The 15,542-nt window shown below is 63.1% G+C and carries 13 protein-coding genes and 2 tRNA genes; 7 read left to right on the top strand and 8 right to left on the bottom strand.

Annotated features, from left to right (window positions below; all coding sequences use genetic code 11):
• The first annotated feature begins 31 nt into the window (after window positions 1-31).
• Window positions 32-751, top strand: a complete 720-nt coding sequence (gene hutC, locus ACE3PR_RS14005; protein ID WP_374373009.1) for a histidine utilization repressor — start codon at window positions 32-34, stop codon at window positions 749-751.
• Between the two features lie 9 nt (window positions 752-760).
• Here hutC and ACE3PR_RS14000 read toward each other — a convergent pair whose 3' ends face one another.
• Window positions 761-1,480, bottom strand: a complete 720-nt coding sequence (locus ACE3PR_RS14000) for a hypothetical protein (protein ID WP_374373007.1) — start codon at window positions 1,478-1,480, stop codon at window positions 761-763.
• 407 nt (window positions 1,481-1,887) lie between these two features.
• Here ACE3PR_RS14000 and ACE3PR_RS13995 point away from each other — a divergent pair.
• Together ACE3PR_RS13995 and ACE3PR_RS13990 are read left to right on the top strand one after the other, a co-directional pair.
• Window positions 1,888-1,962: transfer RNA gene (locus ACE3PR_RS13995), tRNA-Thr, on the top strand.
• 43 nt (window positions 1,963-2,005) lie between these two features.
• The gene (locus ACE3PR_RS13990) at window positions 2,006-2,914 is read left to right on the top strand and encodes a hypothetical protein (RefSeq protein WP_374373005.1); all 909 of its coding nucleotides are present in this window, start codon (window positions 2,006-2,008) and stop codon (window positions 2,912-2,914) included.
• Window positions 2,915-2,975: 61 nt separating this feature from the next.
• On the opposite strand, the gene ACE3PR_RS13985 is transcribed toward ACE3PR_RS13990, so the two are convergent.
• On the bottom strand, window positions 2,976-3,197 hold the full coding sequence (locus tag ACE3PR_RS13985; RefSeq protein ID WP_374373002.1) for a DUF1127 domain-containing protein: 222 nt from the start codon (window positions 3,195-3,197) through the stop codon (window positions 2,976-2,978).
• Window positions 3,198-3,465: 268 nt separating this feature from the next.
• Between ACE3PR_RS13985 and ACE3PR_RS13980 the strand changes: the two genes are divergently transcribed.
• Window positions 3,466-4,011 (top strand): hemerythrin domain-containing protein, encoded by a 546-nt coding sequence (locus ACE3PR_RS13980; protein ID WP_374373000.1) that lies wholly within the window; start codon window positions 3,466-3,468, stop codon window positions 4,009-4,011.
• Window positions 4,012-4,057: 46 nt separating this feature from the next.
• Here ACE3PR_RS13980 and ACE3PR_RS13975 read toward each other — a convergent pair.
• The 4 genes from ACE3PR_RS13975 to ACE3PR_RS13960 form a co-directional block, all read right to left on the bottom strand.
• Window positions 4,058-4,132: transfer RNA gene (locus ACE3PR_RS13975), tRNA-Lys, on the bottom strand.
• A gap of 125 nt (window positions 4,133-4,257) precedes the next feature.
• Complete coding sequence (coaD, locus tag ACE3PR_RS13970; RefSeq protein WP_374372998.1) at window positions 4,258-4,767, bottom strand: pantetheine-phosphate adenylyltransferase; 510 nt, start codon at window positions 4,765-4,767, stop codon at window positions 4,258-4,260.
• Window positions 4,757-7,552: a DNA gyrase subunit A gene (gyrA, locus tag ACE3PR_RS13965; protein ID WP_374372996.1), complete on the bottom strand. Its 2,796-nt coding sequence runs from the start codon at window positions 7,550-7,552 to the stop codon at window positions 4,757-4,759. Before gyrA ends, coaD begins: the two co-directional genes overlap by 11 nt.
• A 249-nt stretch (window positions 7,553-7,801) precedes the next feature.
• Window positions 7,802-8,032, bottom strand: a complete 231-nt coding sequence (locus ACE3PR_RS13960) for a hypothetical protein (protein ID WP_374372993.1) — start codon at window positions 8,030-8,032, stop codon at window positions 7,802-7,804.
• Between the two features lie 166 nt (window positions 8,033-8,198).
• On the opposite strand from ACE3PR_RS13960, the gene ACE3PR_RS13955 reads away from it, so the two are divergent.
• Complete coding sequence (locus ACE3PR_RS13955) at window positions 8,199-9,128, top strand: LysR substrate-binding domain-containing protein (RefSeq protein ID WP_374372990.1); 930 nt, start codon at window positions 8,199-8,201, stop codon at window positions 9,126-9,128.
• Window positions 9,129-9,193: 65 nt separating this feature from the next.
• On the opposite strand, the gene ACE3PR_RS13950 is transcribed toward ACE3PR_RS13955, so the two are convergent.
• Together ACE3PR_RS13950 and ACE3PR_RS13945 are read right to left on the bottom strand one after the other, a co-directional pair.
• Window positions 9,194-10,270, bottom strand: a complete 1,077-nt coding sequence (locus ACE3PR_RS13950) for a hypothetical protein (protein ID WP_374372988.1) — start codon at window positions 10,268-10,270, stop codon at window positions 9,194-9,196.
• A gap of 77 nt (window positions 10,271-10,347) precedes the next feature.
• Complete coding sequence (locus ACE3PR_RS13945) at window positions 10,348-12,669, bottom strand: Tex family protein (RefSeq protein WP_374372986.1); 2,322 nt, start codon at window positions 12,667-12,669, stop codon at window positions 10,348-10,350.
• A 99-nt stretch (window positions 12,670-12,768) separates the two neighbouring features.
• On the opposite strand from ACE3PR_RS13945, the gene ACE3PR_RS13940 reads away from it, so the two are divergent.
• Entirely contained in the window at window positions 12,769-13,077 is a 309-nt protein-coding gene (locus ACE3PR_RS13940) for a cupin domain-containing protein (protein ID WP_374372984.1), read from the top strand.
• A gap of 4 nt (window positions 13,078-13,081) precedes the next feature.
• Window positions 13,082-15,472, top strand: coding sequence for a ribonuclease R (gene rnr / locus ACE3PR_RS13935; protein ID WP_374372982.1), 2,391 nt, complete (start codon window positions 13,082-13,084; stop codon window positions 15,470-15,472).
• Window positions 15,473-15,542 lie beyond the last annotated feature (70 nt).

Here is a 15,542-nt window from a genome sequence, read left to right as displayed (position 1 = left end):
ACCTGTCGAGTCCGGGGAGCATGCGAGCCAGATGAATCAACAGATCGTCCCACATTACGAACGCGTGAAGCGCCTCATCGCCGAGCGGGTCAAAGCCGGCACCTGGGGACCGGGCGACCGTATCGCCTCGGAAGCGGAATTGGTGAAGGCGCTGGGGGTAAGCCGCATGACGGTCAACCGGGCGCTGCGCGAGCTCACCATTGAGGGTTTGCTCACACGCGTTCAAGGTGTGGGCACCTTCATCGCGACGGCGAAACCTCAGGCTGCCCTCTTTGAAGTACGGAACATCGCCGAGGAAATCGCCGAGCGCGGCCACCAGCACAGCGCCGACGTGCTGATTCTGGCTGCCGTGGCGGCGCCGGCGGAAATCGCCGCGACCTTTGCCATGAAGCCCGGGACGAAGGTCTATCATTCCGTGCTGCTGCACCGCGAGAACGGTTTGCCCGTGCAGCTCGAGGATCGCTATGTCGATCCGCGCCTGGCCAAGGATTACCTCAACCAGGATTTCGCGCGTCAGACGCCCTATGTGTATTTGACGGCGATCGCACCGATTTCAGAGGCCGAGCACATCATCGAGGCAGTGCTGCCGGCCGCCTGGGAACGCAAGCATCTGAAGATCGATGCGCAGGAACCTTGCCTGCAACTGACGCGCCGCACCTGGTCCGGCGGCAGACCGGTCAGCCATGTGCGGCTCATCTATCCCGGCAGCCGCTATCGCCTGTCCGGACGCATCGCGCCCAACAAGTCCTGAACGGAACGCTCAGGTCCGGATAACCAGCAGAGTCTGGCGGATGCCGTCGGCTTCGCCCTCGACCAGCGGCTGGAAGGAAATCTCGGCTTTGGGCGCGTGCTGGCGCGCGAGCTTCTCAAGCAGGGCGCGCGGGCTGGCCCAGGCGAGACCCGACAATTGCCGCCGCTCGGCTGTTTCCGGGAAATGGATAATCGCGGTGCTGCCGGCGCCAAGCAGCGAGACGATGTTGCCGATGTAAGAATCGAGCCTGGCCTCGGGCACCTTGGAGCAGACATGCCATGAGGCGACGAGGCGCGGCTTGTCCGCACGCACCTTGGCGAGTGTCTCGGCGTTGATGACGCCCAGTTTCGGCTGCTTGGCACCGATCAACGCGGGATCAATCCCTTGAAGGCCCAGTTCGTAGAATTCGTGGGTGATGTCCACCCCCCAATACTTGCCGGGCTCGAGATAGTTGATCACCGATTCGCCCAGACGCAGGGAGCCGCAGCCATAATCCACCACGACGTCGGTCGGTTTCAGGCCGAAGCGGATCAGGAAATCCAGCAATTCGCTCTGCTCGCGCACGGGCCGCGCATTGGGGCCGATGGCCGGATGACCACTGCCGCGCACCTTCCGCATGACAACGTCGACGTAATAATTCTCGTAGGGAGCCAAAGGGTTGCGCAAACGCCAGCCGATGTAACGCTTCGTCGCGCGCCACCAGCGCTTTGCATTGAACTTGTTCGCCAACCGCTTACTCCTGATTCGCCCAGCCGGGTCCCCGGGGCGGATAAATGACGGCGGGAACCTAAACAGATTTACCCGCGCCGCCAAGTGCCAATGGCTGTCCCCGCGCGTTGTCATTTGCTCGTAAAAGATCGGGTGATTTCAGTCGATTGGCGGACAATTTCGACCTCGGTGCACGCCGCATCGATAAGCGACACTCGATTGTGACCCGGATCACAGACGCCGAACGGGGTGGCGCTTATCTTGATTCCTATGAAGCGGGGTTCACCCAACCGTCCCCATCCCCGCTTCAGATCGCGGGCGTCCGGTGCCATCCCCATCGGGCGCCCGCATTCCGTTCCGGCTCCTGGAAATCCCAAAATCCTTGCCGGGGCCCCCGCCTCCGGCTAAACAGACCGGCATTCAGGGCTGCCGGCATAGCACAGTGGTAGTGCAGCGGTTTTGTAAACCGAAGGTCGGGGGTTCAAATCCCTCTGCCGGCACCATTTTTCTGCGTGTAGTGAGCGCACCGCACTTAGGGGATCCAAGATGGAAATGACGGCCGCGACGGCCCAGCAGGCTGGCAAAGTGCGCGTGAAGGACGAGCAGGCCGTCTGGAACCATTACAACAGCGGCTGGCAGAACTATCTGGACGTCGCCAAGGCGGCTCGCGCCGCCGAGGGCCAGAACCTCGCCCGCATCTTCAATCTGTGTCTGGCGGCACGCGGCGCCGGCCCCCGCAAGGAGCGTGGGCGCTATCTGCCGCGGATCGGCGGCGAGGTCCTGTCGGACCGGGTCAGCCAGATGAGCCATCTCGCCTATTATTCATCCGTGGTGCTGGAAACCATCCGGACCCGCCTGCCGGAGAGCACGGGACGCATCGTCGAAATGGGCTCCGGCTGGGGCGCCATGATCACCAGCCTGTGGCTGATGGGCGCACCGCGCGACGCGGAATATTGGGCGCTGGAATATACCGAGGCCGGTCGGCAGACCTCGCAATTGCTGGCCGATTCCGAGCCGCGCTTCCGACTGCAGACCCGCGCCTTCGATTATCACCAGCCGGATTTTTCGGAATTCACGCAGCCGCTCGAAACCCTGGTCTTCAGCACCTATTCGATCGAGCAGATCACCTTCATCAAGGACGAACTGATCGACCGCATCCTGGCCATTCCGGGCTTCACGCGTTGCGTCCATGTCGAGCCGGTGGGCTGGCAGGTCGATCCCGGCGCACTCGTCGCCAGGCTGGACCGGATCGGCAAAAAGCTGGGCCTGCCGCCGCTCAGCCAGGCGATGGCGGCACGCCGCCGCTGCTGGCGCCACGGCAAGAACCGCAATCTGCTGGAAACGCTGCGCCGCTATGAGAGGGCCGGCAAGATCGTGATCGAAACGATCGACAAGGATCTCGTCGCAAACGACCCGCTCAATCCCGGCACATTGGTGGTCTGGCGCAAGGCCTGAAGACAACCGCACCACCGGCGAGCGATACCCGGCGGTGCGACCTGAAGCCGAGACGATTGGATCAGACGCGCCAGAAGGGTTTGGCTGCCTCATGGATGGCGTCCCCCGGGGTGAGGCCGATATCCTTCAGCAGGTGATCGCTCATGCGGGCGAGATCGCGGCGGGTGCGATAACGGGCATGCCAGGCACCCAGCAGCACCATCAAGCCACCCATGCCGCGCGCGAGAGCACGTTCGAAGGTCGCACTGGCCTCGTTGCCACGGACCGCCGTCAAACTGGTCACAATCATCATTTCCTCATGCCATCTGTCGTTTATGGGGCGGCCTTGCCGGCCGCCTTTCCGTGCCGATTGGTCGTTTTCAGATAGCGCGAGGTTCGGCCACCCGCTGTGAGACAGGTCACAGACCCGCCGTGACCTTTTCGTTCCGCGCCGACATCCGTGGAACCCGGCATTGCCCGCGCGGTTACCCCGTGAGCGCCGCCCAACTCGGTGCGGCGAGACCGAGGAGCACCCGCATAAACGCTCAATTGAAACCCGATGGAGAACCCACATGGCCGCCGCAAAACAAGACGCCGTCGCCCTTCTCAAGGCAGACCATCGCAAGGTCGAGGATCTGTTCGAGAAATTCGAATCCGCCCGCAAAGCCGAGCGCAAGGCCGCGCTCGCCAAGGAAATCTGCACGGAACTCACCGTGCATGCGATCATCGAGGAGGAGATCTTCTACCCCGCCTGCAAGGGCGAGATCGAAGAGAATCTGCTGCACGAGGCCTATGTCGAACATGACGGCGCCAAGGTGTTGATCGCCGAAATCGACGCCAGCACCCCGGAGGACGAATTCTTCGACGCCAAGGTCAAGGTTCTCTCCGAGCACATCAAGCATCACGTCCATGAGGAAGAGATGCGCTCCGAAGGCATGTTCGCCCAGGCCAAGGCCGCCGGCCTTGATGTCGACGATCTCGGCGAACGCCTGGCCATGCGGAAGAAGGAATTGATGGCGGAGATCGAAAGCAACGGCCTCCCCGCCCCGGAAACCCGCTCCTTCACCGGCCACACCCTGGAACAGGGCACACCCATCGAGCGGGCGGCAGCGGAGTAATCATGAAAAAAGGGGCGGCCCCTGGCGGGGGCGCCCCTTTTTAATTTGGTGAGCCGGGCGGGGTTCGAACCCGCGACCCTCTGATTAAAAGTCAGATGCTCTACCGCTGAGCTACCGGCCCTTTACCAATCAAATGCGGCGGCGATCAAATCCCATTATCCGGCGCAAAAAGCAAGCATCGATCGCATCGCGCGACAGGAAGAGGGTCGCTCCGGCAACCCGGGGAAATATCACAAAATCAAAACGTTACCGGCCGGCGGCGAAAGCGCGCTTTAAATGCTCGTTGACTCGGGGCGAGACAAATTCGTCGATCTTGCCCCCCAATCGCGCGATCTCCTTGATGAAGCGCGAGGAGACGAATTGCTGGCGCTCGGAAGCCATGAGGAAGACCGTCTCGACCGCCGGGTTGAGGCGGGCATTCATGCCAGCCATCTGGAACTCGTATTCGAAATCCGAGACGGCGCGCAGGCCCCGGATGATGAAATGGGCGCCCACATGCTCGACGAAATGCATCAGCAGATTGTCGAAGGCACGGACCTCGACATTACTGCCGTTGAGCCCGTTTTTGGGATCGGCGATCTCGGCCTTCATCAGTTCGATCCGCTCGTCGATCGAGAGCAGCGGTCCCTTGCCGGCATTGGTCGAGACGGCGATGATCAGCCGGTCGGCCATCACGCTGGCACGGTGGATGATGTCCATGTGCCCGTTGGTGACCGGGTCGAAGGTGCCCGGATAGACCCCGATCCTACTTGCCATCCGCTCCCCCCGATTCATCCGAGGCCGATTCATCAGGCCCCACTTCCGCCGCCGGCGCGGTTTCCGCGCCGTTCTCGGCGTCCCCCTCTTCGCCGTCCTCGTCGATCATGTCCGGCATATGCGCGACCGCGACCACCTGTTCGTCCCCCGCCACCTTGAAGATGGTGACGCCCTGGGTCTGGCGCCGGGCGACACGGATGTCGTGGACCGGGCAGCGGATCAACTGGCCGCCATCGGTGACCAGCATGATCTGGTCCTGCTCGGCCACCGTGAAGGAAGCCACCACATGGCCGTTGCGGGCCGACATTTCGATATTGGCGACACCCTGGCCGCCACGCCCGGTCAGGCGGTACTCATAGGCCGAGGTGCGCTTGCCATAACCCTTGGCGGTAACGGTAAGGATGAGTTCGTCCTTCGCTTCCAACTCGGCAAAGCGATCGGGACTCATGCTGGAATCGATTTCCGCCGGCGTTTCCTCGCCATCGGTATCGACCTCCTCGCCCACGGCACGGCGCTTCTGGGCCGCGAGGCGCAGATAGGCGTCGCGTTCCTCGGTCTCGACCTCGATATGGTTGAGGGTGGTCATCGAGACGACCTCGTCCCCCTCTTCCAGCCTGATGCCGCGGACACCAACGGAATCGCGCCCGGCGAAGACGCGCACATCGGTCACCGGGAAGCGGATCGCCTTGCCGCTGCGGGCGGCGAGGAGAATGTCGTTTTCCGCCGAGCAGACGGCGACGCCGATCAACTTTTCGCTGTCATCCAGCTTCATGGCGATCTTGCCGTTGGCGCGGACATCGACGAAATCGCTGAGTTCGTTCCGGCGCACATAGCCGCTGGAGGTCGCGAACATGACATGACTGTCATGCCAGCTCGCCTCATCCTCGGGCAGCGGCAGCACGGTCGAGATAGTCTCGCCCTCGGAAAGCGGCAGGATATTCACGAGGGCCTTGCCGCGCGCCTGGGGCGTGCCCAGCGGCAGGCGATAGACCTTGATCTTGTAGACCATGCCCTTGGTCGAGAAGAACAGGACCGGGGTATGGGTATCGGCGACGAAGAGCTTGTTGACGAAATCCTCGTCGCGGGTCGACATGCCCGAGCGGCCCTTGCCGCCACGACGCTGCGAGCGATAGGTCGAGAGCGGCACGCGCTTGATATAGCCGCCATGAGTCACGGTGACGACCATGTCCTCGCGCTGGATCAAGTCTTCGATGTCGTGCTCGAACTCGTTCTCTTCGATCGAGGTCCGGCGCGGCGAGCCGAATTGCTGCTTGATGGCGATGAGTTCGCTGGTGAGGATGCCGAGGCGCTTGGGCCGGCTTTCCAGCGTCTCGAGGTGATCGGTGATCTCCTTCGCCAGGGCATTCAATTCCTCGGCGATCTTGTCGCGCTCAAGACCGGTCAAGCGCTGCAGGCGCAGATCGAGGATCGCCTTCGCCTGTGTTTCGCTGAGGCGGTAGGTCTCGCTCTCGCTCAAGGGATGCGCCGGATCGTCGATCAGGCGAATGAGCGGCGCCACGTCGGTCGCCGGCCAGTCGCGGTTCATCAGCCGTTCCTTGGCGACCGTGGGATCGGGTGCCGTGCGGATGGCCTGGATCACTTCGTCGATATTGGCGACCGCGATGGCGAGGCCCACCAAGACATGGGCCCGCTCGCGCGCCTTGCCGAGCTCGTAGGCGGTGCGCCGCGTGATCACTTCCTCGCGGAAGGCCACGAAAGCGACGATGATCGATTTCAGCGTCAGCATTTCCGGCTTGCCGCCGTTCAATGCCAGCATGTTGACGCCAAAGGAGGTCTGCAGCGGCGTGAAGCGGTAGAGCTGATTCAAGACCACGTCGGCCATGGCATCGCGCTTCAGCTCGACCACCACGCGCACACCGTCGCGATCGCTCTCGTCACGGAGATCGGCGATACCCTCGATGATCTTCTCGCGCACGCATTCGGCCATGCGCTCGATCATGCGGGATTTGTTCACCTGATACGGGATCTCGGTGATGATGATGGCTTCGCGGTCCTTGCGGATCTCCTCGAAATTGGTGCGGCCGCGCATGATGACCGAGCCGCGGCCAAGGTGATATGCCTCGCGGATGCCGTTGCGCCCCAGGATGATGCCGCCGGTCGGGAAATCCGGCCCCGGCACATGGCGCATCAATTCCTCGATCGTGAGATCGGGATTCTCAACATAGGCGCAGCAGGCGTCGATCACTTCGGAAAGATTATGGGTCGGAATATTGGTCGCCATGCCGACGGCGATGCCGCCGGCGCCGTTGACCAGCAGATTGGGGAAGCGTGCCGGCAGGACCACCGGCTCCTGCTCGCGGTCGTCGTAATTGGGCTGGAAGTCGACGGTTTCCTTGTCGATGTCTTCCAGCAGGGCTTCCGCCGCCTTGGACAGGCGGGATTCGGTGTATCGCATGGCGGCGGGCGGATCGCCGTCCATCGAGCCGAAATTGCCCTGGCCGTCGACCAAGAGAACGCGGAGCGAGAAGTCCTGCGCCATGCGCACCATGGCGTCATAGATCGATTGGTCGCCATGGGGATGGTATTTGGCCATCACCTCACCGACCGCGCGGGCCGATTTCTTGAAGCCGCCGGAGGAGGAGAAACCGCCCTCGCTCATGGCGTAGAGGATGCGCCGGTGGACCGGCTTCAGGCCGTCGCGCACATCGGGCAGCGCCCGGCTCACAATGACGCTCATCGCGTAGTCGAGATAGGAGCGCTTCATCTCCTCTTCGATGGCAATCGGCGCGATATCGAATCCGGGTGTCGTCGGCGTCTCAGTCACTGTAAATTATGCCTTGTTGTTCAATAACTTATGGGCAGGCGCGGGAGCCCCTCAAACCGCGTGCGGAAGATAGCAGATTGGCCCATCCGGAACAACAAAAGCAGACCGCCCGAGAGGGTGAAAAAACCCAATAAAAACAAAGGCCCGCCGGGCATTAAAACGCACGGCGGGCGGAAGTCAGGGCAGTTTGGGAGATGTCGGTCAGAATCACGCCGATTCCGGCCGTATCGCGAGGCTTTCCGGCAGCCCTCAGGCCGCCTTCGGCCCCCCGAATTCACTGGCGAATTCATTGGCGGCGCCACGACCGAATTTTGTTGTGTCATAGGCGTAGAATTCCGCCGGAGCACGCATCAGCCGGTTCGCGGGATCGCGCAGCAAACCCATATCGCTCAGCATATGGTCGTCGCAATCGGACAGGATCACTTCCAGGCTGGGGGAGATCGCTTTGGCGCGGCTGCGCAGGAAAAGGCGGGTCAACATGGTTCGTCTCCGGTATCTCTTTGCCGCCACGCGGCAATCTCGAGTTATTTAGCTCATCTCAGTCGTCCGGACCTTTCAGGAGGTTCGAACATCTGCGCTCATGGTCTGAAAATAGGGATGAACAGGCCGATTGACACGCGATATGTAGTAACGAATATATTTAGCTATGCTAAATCCTCCCCTCCCCTATCGCCGCCTTGTCGCCCTCCCCGGGCTGCGCGCCTTCGAGGCCGTGGCGCGCCTGGGCAGCGTCCGCGAGGCGGCCGAGGAATTGCATGTGACGCCCGGGGCCGTGAGCCAGCAGGTCAAGGCCCTGGAAGCGGAAATCGGCGCCACCCTGGTGCAGCGACAGGGCACCGGCCTGGTGCTGACGCGCATGGGCCAGGAGGTGAAGGACGACCTCACCACCGCCTTTCGCCTGCTGGGACGTGTTTCCGATCGCATGCGGCGGGGTCTCAAGGGACTGTCGCTGCGCCTGCGGATCGAGGACCCGGCACTCGCCGCCAATTGGCTGCTGACGCGGCTGCAGCGCTACCGCGCGCGGCCGGACAGCGTCGACGTGGTGCTGGAGACGGCAACCAGTTGGGCGCAGATGGAGCCGGAAGCTTTCGATTTCGACATCCGCTTCGGCCTCGGCGATTGGCCGGGCGTCACTGCGCACCGTCTCTTTGCCGACGAGGTCTATCCGGTCTTCAGCCCGCGCGTGCTGGAGCGCCACCCCCTGGCCGAGCCCGGCGACCTCAAGCACCACACCCTCCTTCATCTCGACTGGACCGGACAGCCGGTGATCTGGCCGGATTGGCCGGCCTGGCTGCGCGCCGCCGGGATCGAGGATGTCGACACCTCGCGCGGCATCCACTTCACCGATTTCGCGCTCTGCCTGCAAGCCGCGGTGGCGGGGCAAGGTGTTGCTCTCGGCACCACCGGCGCCGTCGCAGATCTCCTCGCGGATGGGCGCCTGCTCTGCCCCTTCGAAAAGAGCATCGTCACACCTTTCGCCTATTACATCGTGCACCGCCCCGACGTGCTGAAACGGCCGGAGGCGCAGAGCTTCCTCAACTGGATCCTGGAAGAAGCGAAAGCGACCGAAATCTAGGGGGTCCCACCAGCATCGTTCCGCCTCCGACGTCATGCCCAGGCATAACGTCAGGTTGGGACGAGTCAGATGGCGGCGATCAGTTTCGCGGCCATGGCCGGCGCATCGTCCGGCTTCAAGCGTGGCCAGTCCTCACCCAATAATGCCTTCAAAGCGGCTGCGCATTTCTCCGTGAAGATCACACCGCCGTCCTTTTCGATGGCGCTGATGCCGTCGAAGGTGAGTGCCGAGGCGTTGATGCCGAGCGCATGTTCCAGCGGCCATTCCGGCGGCAGGTCGATGGCAACGCCCTTGCGGCTGATCTTCACCGGATAGCCGCCGACCAGACCGTTGGGTGCGGGTGCATGCAAGGCGTGGGGCTCGTCGTTCAGAAGAGCTGCCAGCACGTCGAGCCCGGCGGAAGCGGTGATGCGGTTGATTTCCTGATCGTGCACGACCGGCATTTTGACGCTGCGCAGCTTGTCCTTAACAGCCAGCGAAATGTCATGACCATGCCAAAGCACCTGCAGCAGGAAGGGCGGCAATTCCTTCACCGCCTCGTCGCGATAGAAAAGATTGGACAATGCATGGCTGCCCACCAGCTTGATCGCGAGTTCCGAAACCGGCGCGTTGGCATGCTGGCTGGCGAGGAACCTGATCTTCGGCAGGCATTCGCTGACATTGCCGATGCCGATGCTCGGGCCCGACCCGGTCATGTGGAGGATCGCATTGACCACATCGGGATAGGTCGCCGAGACCCAGGGGCAATGCAGTTCGGACTTGTCCCAGGCCGCGCGCAAGGCAAGCATTGGCGCCAGATGGCAGGCGAGCCAGCCGGCAAAGGGCAAGGCCCGCACCTTCGGGTTGGAGTGACCGCTGAGCTTCCACCAGGGCAGCAAAGTGGGTGCCGCCAGCATCAGATCGGGTTGGATCTTGCGCAAGGCGTCGGCCGCCTCGGGCGCATTGAAATCGAAGCCCACCACATCGATGCGGGGATATTCGCCCTCAAGGGCAGCACCAATCCGGGCGGCATTGGCGCGCATCCGGGCCGCCGCCACGTTCCGCGTCGCCACGATGATATGCGGGAATCGCCCATCGCGCGCCGCCGCCTCCAGCATCGCGCCGTTGAGCTTTCCCAGCGATATCAGCAGCAGCTTGCTCAAGCGTCCCCCGCCTGCGACCCGACTCCATCGGCCGCGAGCAGGAGCCTAGCCTGCCGTTGTTACATTGGCGAGAGGGCCTACTTCTTGAACCCGGCCTTGGCGAAGGCGGCGGCGAGGGCGTTGTCGCCGGCATCCTTTTTCTGGGCCGGCTTGTTGTCCTGCATGAATTTGCGCTCGTTCTTGCCCATCGGCCGGTCTTTCGGCGCGCCCTGCTCGCGCGGTTTCGCCGCCGCTTCGCCCGAACGCATGGTCAGTGAAATGCGCTTCCGGGGAATGTCGACTTCGACCACGCGGACGGTGACCACATCGCCCGGCTTCACCACCTCGCGCGGGTCCTTGACGAAACGATCGGCCAGCGCCGAGACATGGACCAACCCGTCCTGGTGGACGCCGATATCGACGAAAGCCCCGAAGGCCGCCACATTGGTGACGACGCCTTCCAATTGCATGCCGGGGCGCAGATCCTTCAACTCCTCGACGCCTTCCTTGAAGGTCGCCGTCTTGAATTCGGGGCGCGGATCGCGGCCGGGCTTTTCCAATTCCTTGAGGATGTCGCTCACGGTGGGAACGCCGAACGTCTCGTCGGTGAATTGATCCGGGCTGAGGCTCCGCAGCAATTTGGTATCGCCGATAACCGCACTCATCTCGCGGCCCGAGACGGCGAGGATGCGGCGCACGACCGGATAGGCCTCGGGATGCACGGAAGATGCGTCGAGCGCATCCTCGCCATCGCGGATGCGCAGGAAGCCCGCCGCCTGTTCAAAGGCCTTCGGCCCCAAACGTGGCACCTGCAGCAATTGCTGGCGCGATTTGAAGGGACCGTTGGCATCGCGGAACGAAACGATGTTCTGCGCCAGGCTATCGCCGAGGCCGGAGACCCGGGCGAGCAATTTCGCCGAGGCGGTGTTGACCTCGACGCCGACCGCGTTCACGCAATCCTCGACCACGGCATCCAGGGCCTTCGAAAGGCGGAACTCGGCGATGTCGTGCTGGTATTGCCCGACGCCGATCGATTTCGGGTCGATCTTCACCAGTTCAGCCAGCGGATCCTGCAAGCGCCGCGCAATCGAAACGGCGCCGCGGATGGTGACGTCGAGTTCGGGAAGTTCTTTCGAAGCATATTCCGAAGCGGAGTAAACGGAAGCGCCGGCTTCCGAGACCATGACCTTGGTGAGCTTCAGTTCCGGATGACGCTTCATCAGATCGTCGGCGAGCTTGTCGGTCTCGCGGCTTGCGGTGCCATTGCCGATCGCCACCAGCTCGAGTTTATGGCGGTGGCAGAGGGCAGCAAGGATCGCGATCGCTTCATCCCATTTGCGCATCGGCTCATGCGGATAGATCGTCGCGAATTCCAGCACCTTCCCCGTGGCGGCGATGACCGCGACCTTGCAGCCGGTGCGAAGGCCCGGATCGAGGCCCAGAGTGGCGCGTCCGCCGGCCGGGGCCGACATCAGCACGTCCTTCAAATTGGAAGCAAAGACGCGCACTGCCTCCTCTTCCGCCACAAGCCGCAGGCGGCCCATGAGATCGAGCTCGATGCTGAGCTTGAGCTTCACGCGCCAGCACCAATGCACGACATCGATCAGCCAGGCATCGGCGGCACGGGCCTTATCGGCGATGCCCGCGGCCGCCGCGATAGCGCGCTCGGCCTCGTTCAGCGCCTTGCGGTCCTCCGGCTCGTCGATGGCGAGGCTCAGCGCCAGGAATTCTTCCTTCTGGCCGCGGAACATGGCGAGTGCACGATGCGAGGGAACTTTGGAAATGGGCTCGGCAGCATCGAAGTAGTCGGAGAACTTGGCGCCCTTGTCTTCCTTGCCGTCCATCACCTTGGAAACAAGGCGCGCCTTGTCCCACATGAAATCGCGGAGACGCCCGAGGAGGTCCGCATTCTCGGCGAAGCGTTCGACCAGGATATCGCGCGCGCCGTCGAGTGCCGCTTTCACATCGGCCACACCTTTTTCCGCATCGACATAGGCGGCGGCTTCCGTCTGCGGTTGTTTGGTCGGATCGCCGAGCAGCAGGTCTGCCAGGGGTTCGAGGCCGGCCTCGCGCGCGATCTGCGCCTTGGTGCGGCGCTTGGGCTTGTAGGGAAGATAGAGATCCTCGAGCCGCGCCTTGGTGTCGGCGGTGGCGATCTCGCGGGTGAGTTCGTCGGTGAGCTTCCCCTGCTCCTCGATGCTCTTGAAGATGGCGGCGCGGCGATCTTCAAGCTCCCGCAGATAACCGAGGCGTTCTTCCAGTTTGCGGAGTTGCGTGTCGTCGAGGCCGCCTGTGACTTCCTTGCGATATCGGGAAATGAAAGGCACCGTGGCGCCACCATCGAGCAATTCGACCGCCGCGTGGACCTGCGCTTCGCGCGCATTCAACTCCGCGGCAATCCTGGCTTCGATGGAAATCATGCGTTTTCTCCCGAATCGGTACAATCAGCGAAAGGCGGGCCTTGTAGCGGAGGCATGACTAGGGTTCAATGGCCCCAATCACAATGGAAATCCCATCACATGCCGAACAAATCGACGTCTTCCCGCCCAGCCGCGACCGGTACCGTCCAGGTGGACAATGACCGAGTCTGTGTGACCGAGTGGCGCTTTGCGCCCGGCGCCGAGACGACCTGGCACCGTCACGGCTATGATTACGTGGTGGTGCCGATGAAAACCGGGCGCCTTCAGATCGATGACGGCACGGAGACGCGCATCGCCGAACTCGCTGCCGGCAAGTCCTATTATCGCCCGGTTGGCGTCGAACACAATGTCATCAACGCCAACGATTACGAGTTTGTCTTTGTCGAAATCGAATTCAAAGCGCCCTAGGCCGGTGACCGCCGACGCAGCCGCACCGAAGCGGCCGCGCAAGGGTAAGTCGTCCAAGTCCTCGCAAGCCGAGGGCAAGGCGGTGCCGTTCCCGACCAAGGAGCAGGTACTGGAATTCATCCGCACCTCGCCCGTGCCGGTCGGCAAGCGCGAGATCGCGCGCGCTTTTCATCTGCGCGGACAAGACCGCATTCCATTGAAAGCGCTACTGAAGGAACTGGAGCAGCAAGGCGAAGTCGATCGCGGCCATGCCAAGCGCCTCGCCGCCCCCGGCGCCCTTCCCGAAGTCACCGTCATCCAGGTGATCGGCCCGGATGCCGATGGCGATATCTGGGCGCGGCCAATCGATTTTCCGGAAGACGATGCCGAACCGCAGATCATCGTCATCGAGGACAAGAAGCTCGATCGGCCCTTGGCAGCGGGTGACAGAATTTTGGCACGGCTCGAGCGCAAGGATGCCGATGTCTATGAAGCCCGGCCGATCCGGCGCCTGCAAAGCCGCGCCGAGCGTGTGGTCGGCGTCTTCGAGAAAGGCCCGCATGGCAGCGGCCGTCTCATTCCCTCCAGTAAAAGGGTGAAGACCGAATTCGTGGTCGAGACCCGCGACGTCAACGGCGCGAAACAAGACGAGATCGTGGTTGCGGAAGTCGAACCGGCGCGGCGTCTCGGCCAGCCCAAGGCCCGCATCGTCGAGCGGATCGGAAGGATCGGCGAACCGAAAGCGGTCAGCATCATCTCGATCGCCGAACACCACATCCCGTTCCAGTTCTCGCCGGCAGCTCTCGAACAGGCGGAAACCGCCACGGCAGCCCCGCTCGGCAATCGCACGGACCTGCGGAAAGTGCCGCTGGTTACCATCGACGGCGATGACGCGCGCGATTTCGACGACGCTGTCTGGGCCAGCGCCGACGATCACCCGAACAATCCCGGCGGCTGGCGCATCATGGTCGCCATCGCCGATGTCGCCTGGTATGTGCGCCCGGGCGATCCGCTCGACCGCAATGCCTGGGAACGCGGCAATTCGGTCTATTTCCCGGACCGCGTCGTTCCCATGCTGCCCGAGGAACTCAGCAATGGCTGGTGCTCGCTGCGGCCTCATGAGGATCGGCCCGTGCTCGCGGTCGAGATGACCATCGACGCGAACGGCCGAAAGCTGCATCACAAATTCATGCGCGGCCTGATGCGCTCGGCCGCACGCTTGACCTACGAGCTGGCGCAGGCCGCCATGGACGGCAATTCGAACGAGCTTACCGCCCCGCTGCTCGATCCAGTGATCAAACCGCTTTACGGGGCGTTCAACGCGCTTCTCAAGGCGCGCGAGGCGCGCGGCACATTGGAACTCGACCTCCCCGAGCGGCGTGTCTTCATCGACAAGGAAGGCCGGATCGACCGCATCGAGGCGCGCGCGCGCCTGGACAGCCACCGCCTGATCGAGGAATTCATGATCGCCGCCAATGTGGCGGCGGCGGAGGCCCTGGAAAAGAAGCGCTGGCCCTGCATGTACCGCGTTCACGACCGGCCGGACGAAACCCGGATCGAGGCCTTGCGCGAATTCCTGGCGACGCTCGATTTCAATCTCGCCAAGGGCCAGGTCTTGCTGCCGAAGCATTTCACGCGGCTTCTGGAACAGGCAAAAGGTTCGCCCTTTGCCGAGATGATCAGCACGCTGGTTCTGCGCTCGCAGGCTCAGGCCGTTTATGCGCCGGAGAATCTCGGCCATTTCGGTCTCGCGCTGCCGCGCTATGCGCATTTCACCTCGCCCATCCGCCGCTATGCGGACCTGCTGGTGCATCGTGCCCTGATCGGCGCCTATGAATTCGGCGAAGGCGCGCTGGAGAAATCCGACCCGAAGGATTTCGCCGAGACCGGCGTCCACATCTCCGCGACCGAACGCCGCGCCGCGGCGGCGGAACGCGATGCCATCGACCGCTATGTGGCAGCCTTCCTCGCCGACAAGGTGGATGCCGAATTCCAGGGCCGCATTTCCGGCGTCGCCCGCTTCGGCCTCTTCATCAATCTCCGGGGCAGCGGCGCGGATGGCATCATTCCGATCTCGACCCTGCCCAATGATTTCTACGATCACGACGAGAACCGCCATGCCTTGGTGGGGCGGCGCAGCGGGCGGCGTTTCCAACTCGGCCAATCGGCTACCGTCCGGCTGGTCAGCGCTGATGCGCTCACCGGCGGCATCACGCTTGAGATGCTGTCGGCCGAACCCTTCGACGGCGTCGAGTTCCGCTCCACCCCACCCAGCCGCCCGGGAGGCCGCCCCCGGGGCGTCAAGGGGCCGCCGCGCAAGGGCGGAAATCCTACCCAGCGGGGACAGCCACCCAAGGGCAAGGCCGCAAAGGGCAAGGCCGCAAAGGGCGGAAAAGCCAAGAAAAGACGGCGTTAGGCTACCAATATGTATGCAATCTGAAGCAGATGAGGCCCTAGCCTAGGGCAGGATTTCTGCTAGATTGTGG

Source organism: Dongia sp., from assembly GCF_041909655.1.
In the GTDB taxonomy this organism is placed as follows: Bacteria; Pseudomonadota; Alphaproteobacteria; order Dongiales; family Dongiaceae; genus Dongia.
This window is presented reverse-complemented; position numbering and strand designations above follow the sequence as displayed.